A 17,402-nucleotide genomic window follows, 5' to 3' on the forward strand; every position below is an offset into this window, starting at 1 on the left:
AGACTAACTTCGAACAAAACTTCCTTCGTAAGCTTACTTCTCTTTTCCTACATATAAATAATACGGTGCGTTCCGCTGAAGTCGGCGGGTATGGTCAGCAGTTCATCCAGCCAAGCCGGGCCGTAGCGATTCAAGTAATACATCATATTGTATACTCTTTCCTGCGGCTTTCCCAGCGGCATGAGTGACAGCTCAATCCGTTCCCATTGGCGGAGCGCAGCTTCATTTTGTTTCTCCATGGCATCCTGGGCTTTTCCCTGTAAAAATGCAATCTGATCCAGGATCTTCTCTTTATTGTTATTGCCTAATTTAAGCAGACCGGCCTGAATCGTTCCGAGCTGTTCGATCAGCGGCTCATACATGGCGGAGAAGGCTTCCTTCGTTTCCTCGAACCGGCGGCCAAGCTCCAGTTCATCCTGGGCAGTGATCCATTCTTTCCGTTTCTGTTCAAGCCCTTGTCTTACATCCTCGAAGGTGAGGCTGTATTTATTCATATGCTTATGCAGTGTTCCTTCTATGACTGTAAAAGACATGCGCGGAAGGATCAGCGGCATCTGTCCGCCGACAACTTCGAAGGCATCGCGTGGAATGGCCCAATAGGCCAGTTCCCCTTGTCCCAGTACTGTGGCCAGAACCGGCAGGACATAATCCTGCATAAGCGGGCGTGTCAGCACATTGTTGCTGAAGCGTTCAGGATGGTCTTCAAGCACTGCCAGCAGTTCCTCCGGTGAGAAGGAGACGACACCCTTGCGGTCAGTATATCGCCCATCCGCCTTATGCAGCAGCAGCCGTGCACCTTCATGTATATAGAAAAGATTCGCATTGCCGGAGGTCACATCTGCCTGTAGCTCATATCCTCCGTCAACTATACGCATTGCCGATTGTTTGTAGGCTGCTTCCAGCTCATCATTGCGTTCAATCAGTTTGGCAAAAAACGGCTTCTCCAGCTTGCGCAGTTCCGGATCGGCAGAATCCAGCAGAATCAGGCCGAATTTGCCGAATAACGAACCGATCAGCTTGGCAAAAGCATCGCTCATGCTGCCCGCCATTCGTGACGATTCCCGGATAAACTCCATGATTTGCGGTTTGAATTCACTTTCTTGAAGCAAGCCATCCAGCTCGGCAATGACCTGCTCCCATCCCGATTCTTCCACCTTAATATCACTGACAGAAGAACGGGGTCCTTCAGCTTTGTCCAGCTTGATTCTGGTGATCTCCCCGGTGCGGTTTAAGACAAATGTATGGTTGACCTCGTCCCAGTCATGATCTTCACCGGCAATCCAAAAGAGCGGCACAACCGGCCGACCAAGCTGGGCTGCAGCTTCTTTTGCCGCCTGAATGGTGGTGATTGCCTTATATACGACAAACAGCGGACCTGTAAACAGGCCGCTTTGCTGCCCCCCGGTCACCACCAGCGTCCCTGGCTGTTCCAGCAGCGCCAGAGCATTCCTTACCGCAGAATGGGGATTATGCTGTTCGTTATAGAGCCGTAAGGCTGAAGCAATCTTAGTACGGTCGGCACGCTGATGTTCATTTGCATCCAGCCATGCTGCCCGTTTCTCCCGGCTGTCTTCATCTCTGAAATCCCCGCCGTACAAATGCTCTACCGTTTCATAACGGTCTATATAGTCGCGTGCGAGCGCAGATCCGCCCGGGATCGGTTCCGGTATTACTTCCATGTACAAATGCCTCCTGTTCAGCTAAGCCTGCTATATGTAATCACAAGTTGGTAAACTCTTTATGATTGTATCCAATGTAAGTGTTGGCGTCAAAAAATAACTAAAGATTCTTATTACAAACATAATTTCCTATACAAAAGGGGGCCGTGCCATAAGCCATTGTATGACTTGTGCCACAACCCCCTCTGTTTCAGTTATAAAAGAGAGCTCTGCTTGCCTTAAGCAAATGCTTTAGCAACAAAATGCCCCTTGGATACTTCTACAAGCTCAAAATCGGCGTCATTACTCTTCTCGTCAGCCGAGTAAATCGGGCTGCCAAGCTCATCATGCAGATGAATACGTTTCTTGTTGACTTCAATTTCCGGATCGGGAACTGGAATCGCCGACAACAGCGATTTCGTGTACGGGTGAAGCGGGTTCGCATAAAGCTCTTCGCTTTCTGCAAGCTCAACCATTTTACCCAGGTACATTACCGCCACACGGTCACTGATGTGCTTAACCATGGACAAATCATGTGCGATAAAGAGATAAGTAAGTCCAAGACGGTCCTGCAGTTCTTTGAGCAGGTTGACAACCTGCGCCTGAATGGACACGTCAAGTGCGGAAATCGGTTCATCGCAGACGATGAACTTAGGGTTTACCGCAAGCGAGCGGGCAATCCCAATACGCTGGCGTTGGCCGCCGGAGAATTCATGCGGATAGCGGGTTGCATGGTCATGGTTAAGTCCAACCATATCTAGCAGCTCTTCAATCCGTTTCTTGCGTTCTGCACGGCTTCCGGCCATCCCATGGATGTCCAGTGCTTCCCCGATAATATCGGACACCGTTAGACGCGGGTTAAGTGAAGCATACGGATCCTGAAAAATCATCTGCATGTCACGGCGCAGCGCCTTCATTTTGCCCGAGGATAATTTATAGATATCAGTACCATTGTACTTTACGCTTCCTGCAGTCGGTTCATACAAACGAAGCACCGTACGGCCGGCAGTAGTCTTTCCGCATCCGGATTCCCCAACCATACCCAGAGTTTCACCTTCGCGGATCGAGAAATTAATATTATCAACAGCCTTAAGAACTTTACCTTTGCCTACATTAAAATATTTCTTAAGACCTTCAACTTCAATCAGGTTCTTACTCAAACGAACTGCACCTCCTTGGCCATCGAATGCAGATTCCAGCAACGCGCCATGTGCGTTTCGCTGAACTCTGTTGCACCGGGATCGATTTGTTCGCAGACATGCATTGCTTCACTGCAACGCGCTGTGAACGGACAGCCGATCGGCGGCTTAATCAGATCCGGGGGAGTCCCGATGATCGGAATCAAAGGCTCACCCTTCTTTTGGTCCAGACGCGGCATCGACCGCAGCAACCCCCTGGTATACGGATGCTGCGGATTCTTGAAGATTTCCCATCTGGTACCTGTTTCCACCACTTCACCAGCATACATAACGATGACCCGGTCACACATGCCGGCAACTACGCCGAGATCATGAGTGATCAGGATGATGGAGGTCCCCAGTTTTTGCTGCATCTCTTTCATAACATCCATGATTTGCGCTTGAATCGTAACGTCAAGCGCCGTTGTCGGCTCATCTGCAATCAGCAGAGCCGGGCGGCAGGCCAGTGCAATGGCGATCATTACACGTTGGCGCATCCCGCCGGAGAATTCGTGGGGATATTGGTTAAAGCGAGCCTCCGCATTTTTGATGCCAACTAATTTCAGCATCTCAATACCTTGCTTTTTCGCTTCGGCCGCTGACATATTCTGATGTTTGATCAAAACTTCGGTTATCTGTTTGCCCACTTTGATAGTTGGGTTCAAAGAAGTCATCGGGTCTTGAAATATCATGCCAATATCTTTGCCGCGAATACTTTCCATTTGTTTCATGCTTTTGTTCAGCAGATTCTGTCCTTGAAAAATAATCTCGCCCTGTTTCACTTTGGAGGGCGGTGTAGGGATGAGCCGCATAATCGATTGCGCCGTAACGCTCTTACCACTGCCGGACTCACCGACAATGGCTACCGTTTCACCTTTGCCTACTTCAAAATTCATACCGCGGACAGCCTGTACTTCTCCGCCTTTTACAAAAAAGGAAACATGCAGATCTTTAACTTGCAGAATGGGTTCCATCAATGTTCACCTCCTATTTCTTCAGCTTAGGATCCAGTGCATCACGGAGTCCGTCACCAAAAATATTAAAGGACAGCATGGTCAAGCTGATAACAAGCGCAGGGAAGATCATCCGCCAAGGATAGTACATCCAGCCTGTAAGGGAGTCATTGATCATGGAACCGAGTGAAGCTACCGGTGCCTGTACGCCAAGTCCGAGGAAGCTAAGGAACGCTTCGGAGAAGATTGCGCTCGGTACGGACAACGTTACGGTAACAATAATCGGTCCCATTGCATTTGGAAGCAAATGCTTGAACAGCAGGCGTTTCCAGTCAGCACCCATAGAGCGGGAGGCTAAGATGAATTCACGGTTTTTGAGCTGCATAATTTCGCCGCGCACAATCCAGGACATATTGATCCAGCCTGTGATAGTCAAGGCAAGTATAATCGTCCACAGACTCGGTTCAAATACTACAAGCAGCATGATTACTACGAGCAGATAAGGAATCGAATATAAAATTTCAGAGAACTTGTTCATTACAGTATCGATGCGTCCACCGAAGAATCCCATGATTCCACCGTAAATAACACCAAAGATTAAGTCAATCATCGCAGCGGCAAGGCCGACAATCAGCGAGATCCGGGCACCCATCCAGGTGCGGACAAATACATCGCGTCCAAAATCATCCGTTCCGAACAAGTGATCCATGGATGGTTTCTTGTTCGTACTCATCAAATCATTCGAATCATAAGTATAAGGAACCAAATGCGGAGCAACAATGGCCATAATGACAATCAAGATCATAATAACCAGCGCAACCATAGCTAATTTGTTCTGGCGCAGACGCTGCCATGCATCCTGCCAAGCGGAAAGGCTTTCGCGCTGAATCACTTCCGCTTCCTTCTCATCAATGCCGATTTTACGGAAATCTTCGGGCTTCAGGTCCACATGTGGAGCAACAGTATTATTATTTGCAGCCAACGTTAATCCTCCTTTCCTCCAGCAAGTTTAATACGTGGGTCAACAGCAACATAAGCGACATCCGTAAGGAAACGTGCGACCATAAGGATTACACCATAGAATATGGTGATACCCATAATAATCGGATAGTCACGTGTGTTAATCGCTTGAACGAACTGTTTACCGATACCGCCGATACCGAAGATTTGTTCAATGACAACAGAACCGGTAATAATGTTCGCGGTCATCGGTCCCACATAAGTAATTACCGGCATAATACCGTTGCGCAACACGTGGCGGGATAAAATCGACATCCAGCTGAGGCCCTTCGCCTTTGCTGTCTTGATGTAATCGGCATGAAGCACTTCAAGCATGCTGGAACGGGTAAGACGTGCAATGACTGCAATCGGCGACGCCGTCAGTGCCATAACCGGGAGGAAATAATTCATCGGTCCTTTAAAGCCCATGACAGGGAAAATTTTCCAATGATAGGCCAGCAAATATTGCAGCAATGAAGCCACAACAAAGCTCGGTACCGCAATACCGAGAACAGCCAATATCATTGCGACATTATCGATCAATTTCCGGTGATGCAGAGCCGCAAGCATCCCTAGACCTACACCTATGATAATCGCTACGATAATAGCCACAACCCCAAGCTTCAGCGATGAAGAGAAGGTTTGTGAAATAATATCTGTTACTTCCTGGTTAAGCATTTTCATTGAGATGCCCAGGTCACCTTTAATAATATTCTTCAAATAAATTACGTACTGCTCAAAGACGGGCTTGTCCAAATTATACTGCGCGTATAGACGCTGCAAAATTTGTTCAGGAATTTTCTTTTCTGCCGTGAATGGATCTCCGGGAATCGCCTTCATTAGAAAAAAGGTCGCAGATATCAATACAAACAGGGAAATAATCATGTGGAGAAATCTGTTGAAAATATAACGAACCATGCCCGCCATCACCTCCTTCGACAATATTTTTACTTACCTATTCTAAGGAAAAAATACTCATTTGTCCATTTAATCAAATTGTTATTTTTTCCAAATAATCTCATTTACTATCCCATACAAAAAAAAGGGATATATATGGAGTTCCACATATATATCCCGAAGTAATATAAAAACCTTCAGATATTATATTACTGTATTTTGTTGCAAACTTTACTCTTAGTGTTCGAGCAAGTAAGCGCGGGTCAGGTCGATTGCACCGCTGAAGTCAAGAGTTACACCTTTAAGGTACTCTTTAGTCAACGAGTTGTTTGTGTAGTAATAGATCGGAATTACAATCATATCATCCATAATCATTTTTTCTGCAGCAGCAAACTTCTCTTGACGAACAGCATTGTCTGAAGATTTTTTAGCTTCGTCGATCAGTTTGTCATACGCTGGATTGGAGTAACCAGTATCATTGTTACCGCCGCCAGTTACCCACATATCAAGGTAAGTCATTGGATCATTGAAGTCCGCGGACCAGCCGGCACGTGCTACTTGATAGTTCTTGTTCTGTTTGTCTTTGATGAAGACGCCCCACTCTTTGTTCTCGAGCTTAACTTCAACGCCGAGGTTCTTCTTCCACATATCAGCAATGGCTACAGCGATCTTTTGGTGGCCTTCACTTGTGTTATAAGTCAGAGAGAAGCTCAGTTTATCCAAGCCTTCTTCTTTCAGACCTTCGGCTAGCAATTTTTTAGCGCCTTCCAGATCTTCACTGAAGTATTGGGAATCAGCTACTTGAGCACGATATTCTTTTTCATTACTTTGGATGCCCGGAGGAACATAACCGAATGCCGGCAGTTGTCCGCCCAAAGTGATGTTATCGATGATTGGCTGACGTTGGATAGCCATAGCCAAGGCTCTACGGATTTTAGCATTTGTGAAAGGTTTTTCAGTTACATTGAACTGGTAGTAGTAAACGCTGGAAATACCTTTTCTTGCAAATTCTTTAGGGAATTCCTTCTCAACGATTGGCAGCTGCTCGGTTGGAATTTCACCAATCGGACCGCCTGCACGGTCAAGTTCGCCGTTTTTGTAACTCAAGAGTTCAGTTGCACCACTGTTTACGATGGAGAAGTTGATGCCTGCTGCTTTAATTTGATCTGCAGCATAGTACGATGGGTTCTTAACTACGGCCAGAGATTGGCCAGTTGTCCACTCCGACAAAGTGAAAGGTCCGTTAGTAATTTGGGTTTCAACCTTAGTTGCCCATTTTGGATCATTTGCAACGGAACTATGCACTGGGTAGTACGTATAGAAAGACAGCAGACCCAAGAAATATGGTGTAGGGTTGGTCAGTGTCACTTCAAGTGTTTTATCGTCAACTACTTTAACGCCAACTTGGCTGAAATCAGTGATTTTGCCTTCGTTGAATTCTTTAGCACCTTTGATGTAGAACAATTGGTAAGCGTAAGGAGCAGCTTGTTCCGCATTCGGATCAAGTACACGCTGCCAAGCAAAGGCGAAGTCTTTAGCTGTTACAGGTTCGCCGTTGCTCCATTTTGCATCACGGAGTTTGAAAGTATATACCTTGCCGTCAGGGGAGATTTCCCAGGACTCAGCAATACCTTCTTCAGCTTGCCCAGTTTCTGCATTTTGACGAGTAAGTCCTTCATACAGCAATTTCAGGATAGCATTGGATGTGCTGTCTTGAGCTTGTTGCGGGTCAAATGTAGGAGGCTCGGAGCTCAGGTTGATCTTAAGCGTTTGGTCAGCAGCTAACTTCTCATCGCCAGTTGCGTTTCCTGTGTTCTTGTTACCTGCATTGTCAGCCGGCGCATTGGTCGGGCTGGCATTTTTGCCATTGTTTGCATTGTTTCCGCCGCAGCCAGCAAGCACTGTGCCGATGACTAAAACTAATGCAATCATGAGCAATAGACTTTTACTCTTCTTCATCTAGCAGTTCCCCCTAAATAGAATGTGGTATATGGTTTATGATTATACAACCAGTGGTCAAAAAAATCTAGAGCAATATTTTCTGAAAACCGCTTTTTTTTTAAACTTAAAAGATTTGTGACATTGACGCTTCACCGAAGCAGTGGAACGTTACATCGCTTGTGATATGTATCGAATGAGGCCTACGAATAAAAACAGAATGTAACTAACGGTCATAAAAAAGAAAGTAAGCCGCCATACTGCCCGAAGTAACCGTTTTTTATCCACCTTTCCTTTCAAGCGATTTTGAGCCCCTCCAATCAATCCGGTGGATATTAATACAATAAGTAGTATAAGATAGAAGCCCCAACCCGAATCAAATATGATATTAAATAAGGCCGATACGGAAAGTAATAAAAATAATGTAGTCACGTCCATTGCCAGCAAAAAAGTGCTTTTCTTTTCTTTTTTGAGGCCTATTCCCGCAAAATAGACGATTAAAAAAGGAACAATCGGAATAACGCTTATAGTAATGAACGAATTCCGCAGAAATTCCAAACAGCCTCACCTCTCCCTCACAAGCATGCCTTCTACCATCCGGCAAATCCAGCGGTGTTGTGGAGCATCGATGCCACTCCGCTCCGCCATATCCACAATGCTCCCATTAATCCAGCGTATTTCCGTTGCTCTTGAGGACAACACATCGGCAAGCATCGATGAAATATTGCCGGCTGTTGCCCGGCAAACCTCCATTATGCCTTCCCAGGCGTTACTTTCAAGAGCAATACCGCAGGCTTCATAAACGGCAATCGCTTCCTCATACAGCTCCTTCATCAAATGTATGCGCTGCTCGGCAGCGAGCAATTGACCGTTAGGTACGCGCCAGATCGCTGTAAGAGGATTGATCACAGCATTGATTAAAAGCTTCCGGTAAATCATGGTATCCACTTCTTTCGACATAGAGGCGGAGAATCCTGCTGCTGTGAGCGTTTCAATGAAACTAATTAGCGAGGATGGACCATGAGTAGTATTGCTGTCGCCAACCTTCCCTATACATATTTCTCCTCTCCCTGCATGAACAACCTCGGTTAATGTTTTTCTTTTGGCTGCCTCAGTGGTTACCGCTGCCCAAACTGATGCTTGTGGCAGCAGCTCCTGCAGCAGCTCCAAATGGCCATAGCCATTCTGAAAACACACCGCCTGAACCTTGCTCTGCTTAAGTGGAAGCAGTATCTGCGGGAATTCATTATGAAGTGCATTCTGCTTGACCATAATTGCCATAAATCCCCCCGGATCACGCAGATAAACTTCGGCAAAGGTATTCACAGCTGCTGACCTAAATTTGTCGGGCGAAAGGAAAACTCGGGGTTGGCCATCTTCATAGCTTATTGTAATACCGTTCTCCTCCAGCGCCCTGCTCTGTTCTTCGCTTCGGCACCAGATTCTGACCTCGGCTCCGGCGCCGATAAGTTTTCCTGCCAGCAGCAAACCAAGTGATCCCGCACCAATAATATCAATTTTCACGCCTTGCCTCCGCACCCTTCCAATAATTTCCCTCATTATATCCGCAGGCTCCCGCAAATGCAAAAACAAAAAACCGCAAACACTGTGCCCGAAGGCAGCTTTGTTTGCGGGTCATACTGTTGCATAACCTTTATTCCATACGTTCGAGATTGCCGTTGGCATCCATTTTGAACCGAGTCTTCATTTCCTCTTCTTCTTCGTTAAGGAAGGCAAGTCTGCGGGCACGGTCCATAATCTGAATCAGTGCCTTGTAATCATCGTTTACCACACGGTAATCACTTTGGGCGAGGTTAACTTCCTTCGATAACCGCTCATTTTCTACCCTGAGCTCGGATAATTCATCTTCCTTCTCCCGCAGATCTCTTTCCAGCATCTTCAGCTGGCGTCCCGCCTCCTGAAAGGTTCCTTTCCACTGTCTGAGGAAACGGATAACCGCATCAATGGATAACGAATTTTCGTTCAGGCCTTCGCTTCGTCCATATTCTTCTTCAATGTCCCCGAGAATCAGTCCTGCTACCTGTGCTCCCCTGTTCATCGGCTGTTTTTTTAAATAGCTCCGCTTCTGGCGCTGGCCTTTAGCGATGCCAATTGCATCCTCATAGCTTTTGCGGACACAACTGTTCCAGCGAAATCCGCATGCCGCCGAGGTCCTGCCGATTTTTTCTCCCACCTCTTCAAAAGCAGCGAGTTGCGTACTGCCTTCCCGGATATGACGCAGCGTTATTTCTGCCAAAATCAAATCATCTTCAGCACTCCAAGCATCTTGTCTAACGGCTGTCATAAAGCCTAACCCTCCTAACAACATCATGAAATAGCCATCTTCATAACCGGCAGCTCCGCCGGGTAGTGAATAGGATAAAAGCTGCTTACTCCATTTCTATGCCTCTGATAGAGTTCATAGAATCTATTTGATACTAAATTGTATTTCCATTTTGCTTAAACATCATACGCACATTGCTATAATTTCTAAATTCTCTCGCTAAACACATATGTCAATGTCAAAAATCATATTAATTAAAAAAACAAAGGTTTTTTTCAATGAATTCGTTTACAGTCTTTTGTCCAGGAGGTATAATCAATCCAAAGAAGTCATATTCGGGAATCATTCTAAGAAGGGGGACACTCTCTTGGACCGCATGTTTCGCGTATTGGGTTTTTTCACGCTCGTAATCGGGCTGATGGCTTTTGCCGGGGATTTAACCGAGATGGCCTTACTCTTCTTCTTGCAAACCGCCTTTTTTGTAATACTTGGCTATCTGAAGTTTACAGAAAAGACCTACATCATGTTGTTCTGGGGATATATGATTGTTACATTTACCGGCTTCAGCTACTGGACGATCTTTCAGATGGGGTTGCCGCTATAATGGCTATTAGCCAATCAAACGGAAGTCAATTCCTTAGACATAAGGACGACTTCCGTTTTTTGTTTGTCTTTTTGTAGGCCGGGAGGCTGAAAACAGGGTATGATATTTTAGCAGGACAAAACATATTAATAGTACATACCTATTCTATTTTGCCAAAGGTGGTGGTGTAGTGCTTTCCCGCAATATTTTAAGCCGAAGGTTCGCCTTCCTGCTCATTCTGCTTCTCTGCACGATGCTGCCGCTGACCTCTGCGGCCTCGCTTTCCATGGGCTCTAGTGCTGCCGCCGTCTCCTCTCCTCCTGATTTTCCCGATAACGAAGAGACCCGCAGGCTGCTGGAGCAGACGTTGTCCTCTGCTGAAATCGAACGTGAGATCCTTAGAATTACCGCGCAGCAAAAGGTTCTCGAGAAGAAGGTTTCGCTCCTCAGCAAACAAGCAGCAGATAAAGAAGCAGCTATCGCAGATCAACAAGAGCGTGCCGGAGCTGTCATTCGTTCTTATTATATGGGGGACAGAGATAGTCTGCTGGCTGCTCTGCTCTCCGCTAAAAGTATCAGCCGGATGCTTGCCCTGTACGATTATTACGAGATTATTATTGGTCAGGACCGCAACATCCTCAATCAGTATGAAGAGCAATACAAAGATATGAAATCCACGATAACGGCTTCGCTGCGCAGCAGCAAGGAACTTGAGGAGCTTAAAACGGCTCTTACCGAGCAAAAAACGCGGGTTGCCGCTTTAAATGAGGAGATTGAAGGAGGAATCAGTGCCAGCAGCGATCCGCAGAGCATGAGCGCGCTGCTGAACGAATTTACGAGGTATTGGGAGAACATTGGTATCCATGAAGTGAAAACCTATTTCAAGGCTTTGTCATCGGCTATGAATCATCTGCCGCAATTTGTCCAGAGCAAAAGCGGGATGCTGACCCGTAAAGGAATGACCTATACCCTTGCGTTGAAAGAAGAGGATCTTAATACCTTTCTGGTCTCACAAAATGAGCTGTTTAAGGATTTCGCTTTTCATTTCAACAAGGGTCAGGTGACTGCTTCGGGAACCAGCGGCGGTTTGACGCTTACCCTGACCGGTCATTACACGATTGAAAACGAGCCGGTTAACGGGCTCATGTTCCATGTCGACAATGTAGTATTTAACGGCCTGGAGCTGCCTGATTCCACCCGCCAGTCACTGGAGGAAGAATTCGATCTAGGGTTTTATCCGGAGAAAATCGTCTCACTTCTGCATGCGACTGAAGTAGAAAGCAAAGAAGGCGTGCTTTATGTAAAGCTCTCCATCTCATTTTGAGGTTGCTGCCAGCGCTTCCCGGTATCCTGCGGCATCCAGCTTGCCGGTAAGCAGCATTGCCACCGCGGTGGAGAGCTCACTCCAGCCGCCAACCGGTCTTTCCCCGGTGATGGCTTCGTCTGTCAGCAGCACCCCGGAGTCAAAAGGAAGCCTGTCCATCTCTGGAAGTCCCGAACGGTAAAGCTCATCCAGCGCAGGCAGACGCCCCGTGTTCTCCAGCCATTCGAGCTGCGCGGAGCTGGAGGTAATATAGGCGAGCCATTTTACCGCCGCCTCCGGGTTGCTCGACTCTGCGGGAAGGGCGAAGAAACGGCTGTACATTGCCTCATAGCCTTTACTGCTCCCGCCAGGCAGCGGCACTTCCACAGCCAGTGATGAATTCCCGTGCTTCTGGAATTCAGAGAGTGGAAGCGCAGCTACGGCGACCTTTCCCTCCTGTAGCATATTCCAGATTTCATTATTGTACCGGCTGGTCAGATAGAAGGAGCTACGGGCGTTTTGGGTCCACTCCAGCATTGCCGCATTCTCTGAAGTCAGGCTGGCCCCCATACTTTCCAGGACCGCAGAGTAACCATAGGGATTGCGGGTATCCATAGCCAGGATATATTGTTCCTGAGCCTGTTCTTCTCGAAGATGCTTCAGCAGCCCGCTCCACTGCTCCAGACTTTTCGGCGCTTCCGAAAGGCCCAATTCGGCAAGGCGCGCCGGAGAATACACCAGTACATAAGGATCAATATCGAGCGGAACTCCCCAGTCATATCCATTCCACTGCATTTGCGGAATGAGCAGGGTCAGCGGGGCGCTGCCGGGAACGCTCTGGTAGACATCCACCGGTAGCAAATATCCCCGGGTGGCCAGATCGGAAATATTGCGGCCATCGGTCATCACAATATCCGGACTGTCGCCTGTAGTCAGGTCCTGCTTCAGCGCTTCAGCCGATTCCTCGCTGTCCACATTGCTCAGCACAACTTCAATCCCGCTCGATAATGTATAGTTCCTGCTGATCCGTTCCAGCTCCCGCAGCTCTTCGCTGCTCAGCGAAACGCGAATCTGCAGGCTTTGCACATTTCCCGTCTCTCCCGAATCCGGGCGCTCTGATTGATCGAGCGGCAACTTCTGCGGACGGGTGCGTTCGCTGGTGTCCAGCTCCATGCTGGGTGACAAGCTTGTCAGCGCAAGCAGCAGTATTGCAAACAGCAGCCAATAGTTTTTGCGTCTCAGCATTTCTTTTCCCCTCCGGCCTAAACACTTGTCCCCCTATTTTACCAGATGATTCTTTGATTGTCTGTGTTAGCTGAAAACGTTCTCTTTCTATTATATAGGTGTGAACGGCGGAGGCCTCGGGACATTTGCGATATAATGTTGCATTACAAGAAAGATTTGGACTTCCGGCCGCTATTGTCTACAGATTTCTTGATTTAACCCGCTATTTGCGGTTGAAATCCGTAGACTGCTTATGCTTTCGAAGCGAGCTTTCCCACGGAAAGCTTTCAGGCGGTCGCTATCGCTCCTACAGTTCCAAAATTCCCCTCCGCTGCTTTTGCCTCTAGATAGTTCTTTTGTTCAACTTATATAGTTCCGCCTGCAGCGGAAGAAATCCGGGGATAAAAGCGAACGCTGCCGCTTCTCCAGAACAATTCCGCTCTCTCCGCTAACCTACTTCTGTGAGTAGAACCTGAAACCTCCGCCGTTCCGGGGGCCGGCAGGCAAAAAGCCGGGAGACATTGATCTCCCGGCTTTTGCTGTGGTAGTGATAATGAATCGCTTCGCGGTGATTAGGTTTGTTGCAAAATCACTATATTGTGTTCAGCGCAACGAATCAAAGACCTCTGGCGATTACAGTAAATCGGCGGCCAGCTGGGCCAGGCGGGAACGCTCGCCTTTTTCCAGTGTGATATGACCGCTGATCCCTTCCTGCTTAAACTTCTCAACAATATAGCTGAGCCCGTTGCTTGCTGCGTCGAGATAAGGATGGTCGATCTGCTCCGGGTCGCCCATAAGAATAACCTTGCTGCCTTCCCCGGCTCTGGAGACGATGGTTTTCACCTCATGGCGGGAAAGGTTCTGGGCTTCATCAATAATGATGAACTGCGAAGGAATGGAACGTCCGCGGATGTAGGTGAGTGCCTCCACCTGGATGCTGCCGAGGCCCATGAGTATTTTATCAATATCCCCGGACTTCTTCGTATCAAACAGAAATTCCAAATTATCATAAATCGGCTGCATCCACGGACGCAGCTTCTCATCCTTCTCCCCGGGCAAATATCCGATATCTTTACCCATCGGCACAACCGGCCGGGCGATGAGCAGCTTCTTGTAGCGGTGCTCATCCTCCACCTTGAACAATCCGGCAGCAAGCGCCAGCAGCGTTTTGCCCGTTCCTGCCTTGCCGGTAATAGTTACCAGCGGGATGTCATCGTTCAACAGAAGCTCCAGCGCCATCCGCTGCTGGGCATTGCGGGCACTGATACCCCACACCGCATCATTGCCCAGATAAAGCGGTTCAAGGCGTGTGGCGTCGCTGTTCACTTTGAGCAGAGCAGATTTGCCGCTGCCGATCTCATCCTTCAGAATTACAAATTCATGAGGGTAGAGCGCATAGGACAGGGGCAGTTGTTTGACGGACAGGAAACGATGGCTGTAATATTCATCAATCAGCGAAGGATGGACCATCAGTGACTGGTAGCCGGTATACAGCTCGTTCAGATCACCTGTACGGTCAGATAAATAATCCTCCGGTGTAATGCCAAGCACATCCGCTTTGATGCGGACAAGTACATCTTTACTTACGAGTACCACAGGACGTGGTTCAGCTTTCTCGTTCTCCTCATGAAGATAATTGAGCGCTACAGCCAATATCCGGTTGTCGTTGGACACCTCACCGAACATTTCCTGTACCTTTACGAAGCTGCGGTGGTTAAGCTCCACCTTCAGCATGCCTCCATGTTCCAGAACCACACCGCTATGCAGGTGGCCCAGTTCCCGGAGTCCGTCTAACAATCGTGACACGGTGCGGGCGTTGCGGCCGATTTCATCGGCATTACGCTTCTTGGAGTCAATCTCTTCCAGAACCACGGCCGGAATGACTACTTCATGCTCCTTGAAAGCAAAGATCGAATTGGGGTCGTGCAAAAGCACGTTGGTGTCTAGTACAAATATCTTTTTCATGCTATCCCCTCCACAGCGCCTGGTTTGATTGATCATACATAACTCTTTTCAGCAAGGGCAAGATAAAGTAAAGAACTGATTTCTGACTGAAAGGAGTAAGCACATATGAGAAAATCAATGTGTCTGTTGCTGGTACTGCTGCTGCTGACAAGCTGCGGTATCGCTAATAAAGAGACATCACCCTCTCCTCAGGATAAACAATCGGCCAAGGCTTTAAGCAGCCAGGGAAACCGCGAGGTGCGGTCATTGTCTAATGATGGTAATATGGCCCCTTACGCTGAAGCCGGACAAGCTTCTGACGGCAAGGGGGAAAGCGATGTTGCACTCAAGGATCATTTTGAACAGCTGGCCCAAAGAGTTCCAGGCGTCAACGGTGCCCACTGTGTCGTAATGAACAATGTCGCCGTGGTTGGCATTGATGTTGACGGGAAGCTGGAACGTTCGCGTGTCGGAAGCATCAAATATTCGGTGGCTGAAGCCATCCGTAAAGATCCGCGTGGCGTCAAGGCCTTCGTCACTGCCGATATGGATATCTCCAACAGACTGAACGAAATGGGCCGTCATATCTCTAAGGGAAATCCGGTGTCCGGCTTCGCTGCAGAAATGGCGGATATCATCGGCCGCATCATACCGCAGCTGCCAGAGGATACCAAGCCGAAAGGCAACAATCAATAACCTGATTCTTTGGACAAAAAAAGCCTAGTGAGATCCTCACTGGGCTTTTTGCATGGCGGCAAACACTTGGCCGTCCAGCTTCTCAGCCGCACGCGCATCGTATACCTTAGCATATTTTGGAGCGGACTCCAGCTGCGCGCCATAGAACAGCGCGTTGCGTACCGCTTCAATTTCAACATCAAAACAGCACATCTTAAAGGGAACATCAGGCAGCGGATCCTGCCTCACAACAGCACGGCCATTAATAGCATGAACGGTGCCCTCGCCAAAAACTGTTACGGTTACCATTGGATTCACCTTCATATTGTTCACAAGTCTGGAGCGGTGGTCTACCGCCAGACGCACGATAGAAGGGCTCACTGCATAAATCCACGAAATTGCCGTAGACGTAGGGCCTCCGGATTCCGCATCAACAGTGTTAAGCAGGACAAACGTTTCCGACTGCAGCATCGATAGCAAGGTTTCATTGAGCTGAGCAACGGCTTCGGACATAAGTACAGGCCCCCTATGCGGCAAATGTGCGTTCACTTTATTATATTATAGCACACGCCCAAACTTGCATTCAATTTAGAGTTGCTTCCAGACCTTCGTTAAGGAGCAGTAGACTCTGAGGCAGCGGAGGAAACCCCGGCAATCCGGTCCTGCAGGCTTTTCTTTGCCGCCTCAAGCTCTTTATCGTTAATATATACATACGGGCTGCGCCAGGTTCCGGTCACCGGCACAAATTCAATATTCTCTTTAGATATTTTCCAATAAGTAGAAATCAGGCTTTTGATCTGTGCATTCTCAATATCACTTTGCATGTTGTCACCCACGGCGTCAAAAACCTTGCCTATTTTGAGCACTCCTCCAAGGGACTGCATTTGTCCAACCAGCCCGTTCAATACCTCGTTCTGGCGTTTATTGCGGTCAAAGTCATCGGAAGCCTTGGTCCTTGGACTACAGTTAGACTTGCGGTAACGCACATAATCGAGCGCCTCATCCCCATCCAGCTTGGCCGGGCCCTTCTTCAGATTAATATCTGTTCCGTCCACACTGTCCGTATAACACATGTCGGCGCTGATGTTGACATCCACTCCGTCAAACTCATCCACAATATCACGGAAGCCTTGAAAATCGAGCACGGTGACATAATCGACATCGATGTCCAGATATTTGCTCATCATCGTCTTCATCTCATCCTCAGCTAGAATGCCTGAGGTTTTCTCCTTGCTCTTGAAGCGGGGGTAAAACGCATTGATCTTGGTCTTCTTATAACCGCTCAGCTCGACGTAAGTATCCCGCGGAAGCGAGACAACCGTCGCCGAATGAGTCTTAGGATTCAGTGCAGCAACCATAATAACATCCGTGAGATTGGACGGATGCTTCGGGCGGTTGTCGGTTCCCAGCAGCAGCATAGTCAGCGGCTTAGACGAAGCAAGCTGGCTGTCCTGGACGGGCTGGTCCACTCCAAATCCTCCCTGCTCGAACTTATAGTACAGAAACCCTACGTAACCCAGCACAGCCAGGATCGTAACCAAAAGGATAATTAATAGCATTTTTCCCAAACGGGCTGCAAATCCCCGTTTCTTTGCTTTTTTCTTGCCCTGTTTTCCAGGAGCAGCCTTAACCTGCTGCCCTCTGCCCGTTTGTTGGGGTCCAGCGGGTCTTCTTGGAGGTAAACTTCCCTTGCTTGTACTCATAATAGAATAAGGTCCTTTTCATTTCGCATAGATTAGGTTGATTTATACTTACTATAGACGATT

General features: G+C 48.0%; 16 protein-coding genes. 3 read left to right on the forward strand and 13 right to left on the reverse strand.

What is annotated here, in order from left to right:
* Positions 1 to 47: 47 nt before the first annotated feature.
* The 9 genes from bshC to NSS79_RS26395 form a co-directional block, all read right to left on the reverse strand.
* Positions 48 to 1,679 carry a bacillithiol biosynthesis cysteine-adding enzyme BshC gene (bshC, locus tag NSS79_RS26355; RefSeq protein ID WP_342436794.1) on the reverse strand — a complete coding sequence of 544 codons (1,632 nt, stop codon included), beginning with the start codon at positions 1,677 to 1,679 and terminating at the stop codon, positions 48 to 50.
* A 218-nt stretch (positions 1,680 to 1,897) separates the two neighbouring features.
* A complete protein-coding gene (locus NSS79_RS26360; protein WP_342436795.1) occupies positions 1,898 to 2,818 on the reverse strand; it encodes an ATP-binding cassette domain-containing protein in 921 nt (306 codons plus the stop codon).
* On the reverse strand, positions 2,815 to 3,810 hold the full coding sequence (locus tag NSS79_RS26365; protein ID WP_038595381.1) for an ABC transporter ATP-binding protein: 996 nt from the start codon (positions 3,808 to 3,810) through the stop codon (positions 2,815 to 2,817). The genes NSS79_RS26360 and NSS79_RS26365 overlap by 4 nt, the downstream gene beginning before the upstream one ends.
* Positions 3,811 to 3,823: 13 nt before the next feature.
* Positions 3,824 to 4,771, reverse strand: coding sequence for an ABC transporter permease (locus NSS79_RS26370; protein ID WP_342436796.1), 948 nt, complete (start codon positions 4,769 to 4,771; stop codon positions 3,824 to 3,826).
* A gap of 2 nt (positions 4,772 to 4,773) precedes the next feature.
* Positions 4,774 to 5,706, reverse strand: coding sequence for an ABC transporter permease (locus NSS79_RS26375; RefSeq protein WP_038595383.1), 933 nt, complete (start codon positions 5,704 to 5,706; stop codon positions 4,774 to 4,776).
* 216 nt (positions 5,707 to 5,922) lie between these two features.
* Positions 5,923 to 7,644 (reverse strand): peptide ABC transporter substrate-binding protein, encoded by a 1,722-nt coding sequence (locus tag NSS79_RS26380; RefSeq protein WP_342436797.1) that lies wholly within the window; start codon positions 7,642 to 7,644, stop codon positions 5,923 to 5,925.
* A gap of 150 nt (positions 7,645 to 7,794) precedes the next feature.
* A complete protein-coding gene (locus tag NSS79_RS26385; RefSeq protein ID WP_342436798.1) occupies positions 7,795 to 8,181 on the reverse strand; it encodes a DUF3397 domain-containing protein in 387 nt (128 codons plus the stop codon).
* Positions 8,182 to 8,187: 6 nt separating this feature from the next.
* Positions 8,188 to 9,147 (reverse strand): 2-dehydropantoate 2-reductase, encoded by a 960-nt coding sequence (locus NSS79_RS26390; protein ID WP_342436799.1) that lies wholly within the window; start codon positions 9,145 to 9,147, stop codon positions 8,188 to 8,190.
* 130 nt (positions 9,148 to 9,277) lie between these two features.
* Positions 9,278 to 9,928, reverse strand: a complete 651-nt coding sequence (locus NSS79_RS26395) for an RsfA family transcriptional regulator (RefSeq protein WP_038595388.1) — start codon at positions 9,926 to 9,928, stop codon at positions 9,278 to 9,280.
* Positions 9,929 to 10,274: 346 nt separating this feature from the next.
* Between NSS79_RS26395 and NSS79_RS26400 the strand changes: the two genes are divergently transcribed.
* Positions 10,275 to 10,511: a DUF2626 domain-containing protein gene (locus tag NSS79_RS26400; RefSeq protein ID WP_038595390.1), complete on the forward strand. Its 237-nt coding sequence runs from the start codon at positions 10,275 to 10,277 to the stop codon at positions 10,509 to 10,511.
* Between the two features lie 169 nt (positions 10,512 to 10,680).
* Positions 10,681 to 11,814, forward strand: coding sequence for a hypothetical protein (locus NSS79_RS26405; RefSeq protein ID WP_342436800.1), 1,134 nt, complete (start codon positions 10,681 to 10,683; stop codon positions 11,812 to 11,814).
* Here the strand turns inward: NSS79_RS26405 and NSS79_RS26410 are convergent.
* Entirely contained in the window at positions 11,806 to 13,038 is a 1,233-nt protein-coding gene (locus NSS79_RS26410; RefSeq protein ID WP_342436801.1) for an extracellular solute-binding protein, read from the reverse strand. The genes NSS79_RS26405 and NSS79_RS26410 overlap by 9 nt on opposite strands.
* 612 nt (positions 13,039 to 13,650) lie before the next feature.
* Positions 13,651 to 14,982 carry a PhoH family protein gene (locus tag NSS79_RS26415; RefSeq protein WP_076109033.1) on the reverse strand — a complete coding sequence of 444 codons (1,332 nt, stop codon included), beginning with the start codon at positions 14,980 to 14,982 and terminating at the stop codon, positions 13,651 to 13,653.
* A 105-nt stretch (positions 14,983 to 15,087) separates the two neighbouring features.
* On the opposite strand from NSS79_RS26415, the gene NSS79_RS26420 reads away from it, so the two are divergent.
* Positions 15,088 to 15,657 carry a YhcN/YlaJ family sporulation lipoprotein gene (locus tag NSS79_RS26420; RefSeq protein ID WP_038595394.1) on the forward strand — a complete coding sequence of 190 codons (570 nt, stop codon included), beginning with the start codon at positions 15,088 to 15,090 and terminating at the stop codon, positions 15,655 to 15,657.
* A 36-nt stretch (positions 15,658 to 15,693) separates the two neighbouring features.
* Here the strand turns inward: NSS79_RS26420 and NSS79_RS26425 are convergent, their stop codons facing one another.
* Positions 15,694 to 16,149, reverse strand: a complete 456-nt coding sequence (locus tag NSS79_RS26425; RefSeq protein ID WP_038595395.1) for a pyridoxamine 5'-phosphate oxidase family protein — start codon at positions 16,147 to 16,149, stop codon at positions 15,694 to 15,696.
* Positions 16,150 to 16,247: 98 nt separating this feature from the next.
* Positions 16,248 to 17,339 (reverse strand): LCP family protein, encoded by a 1,092-nt coding sequence (locus tag NSS79_RS26430; protein WP_342436802.1) that lies wholly within the window; start codon positions 17,337 to 17,339, stop codon positions 16,248 to 16,250.
* Between the last annotated feature and the right edge of the window lie 63 nt (positions 17,340 to 17,402).

The sequence above is a fragment of the Paenibacillus sp. FSL L8-0436 genome (assembly GCF_038593025.1).
GTDB lineage: Bacteria > Bacillota > Bacilli > Paenibacillales > Paenibacillaceae > Paenibacillus_AQ.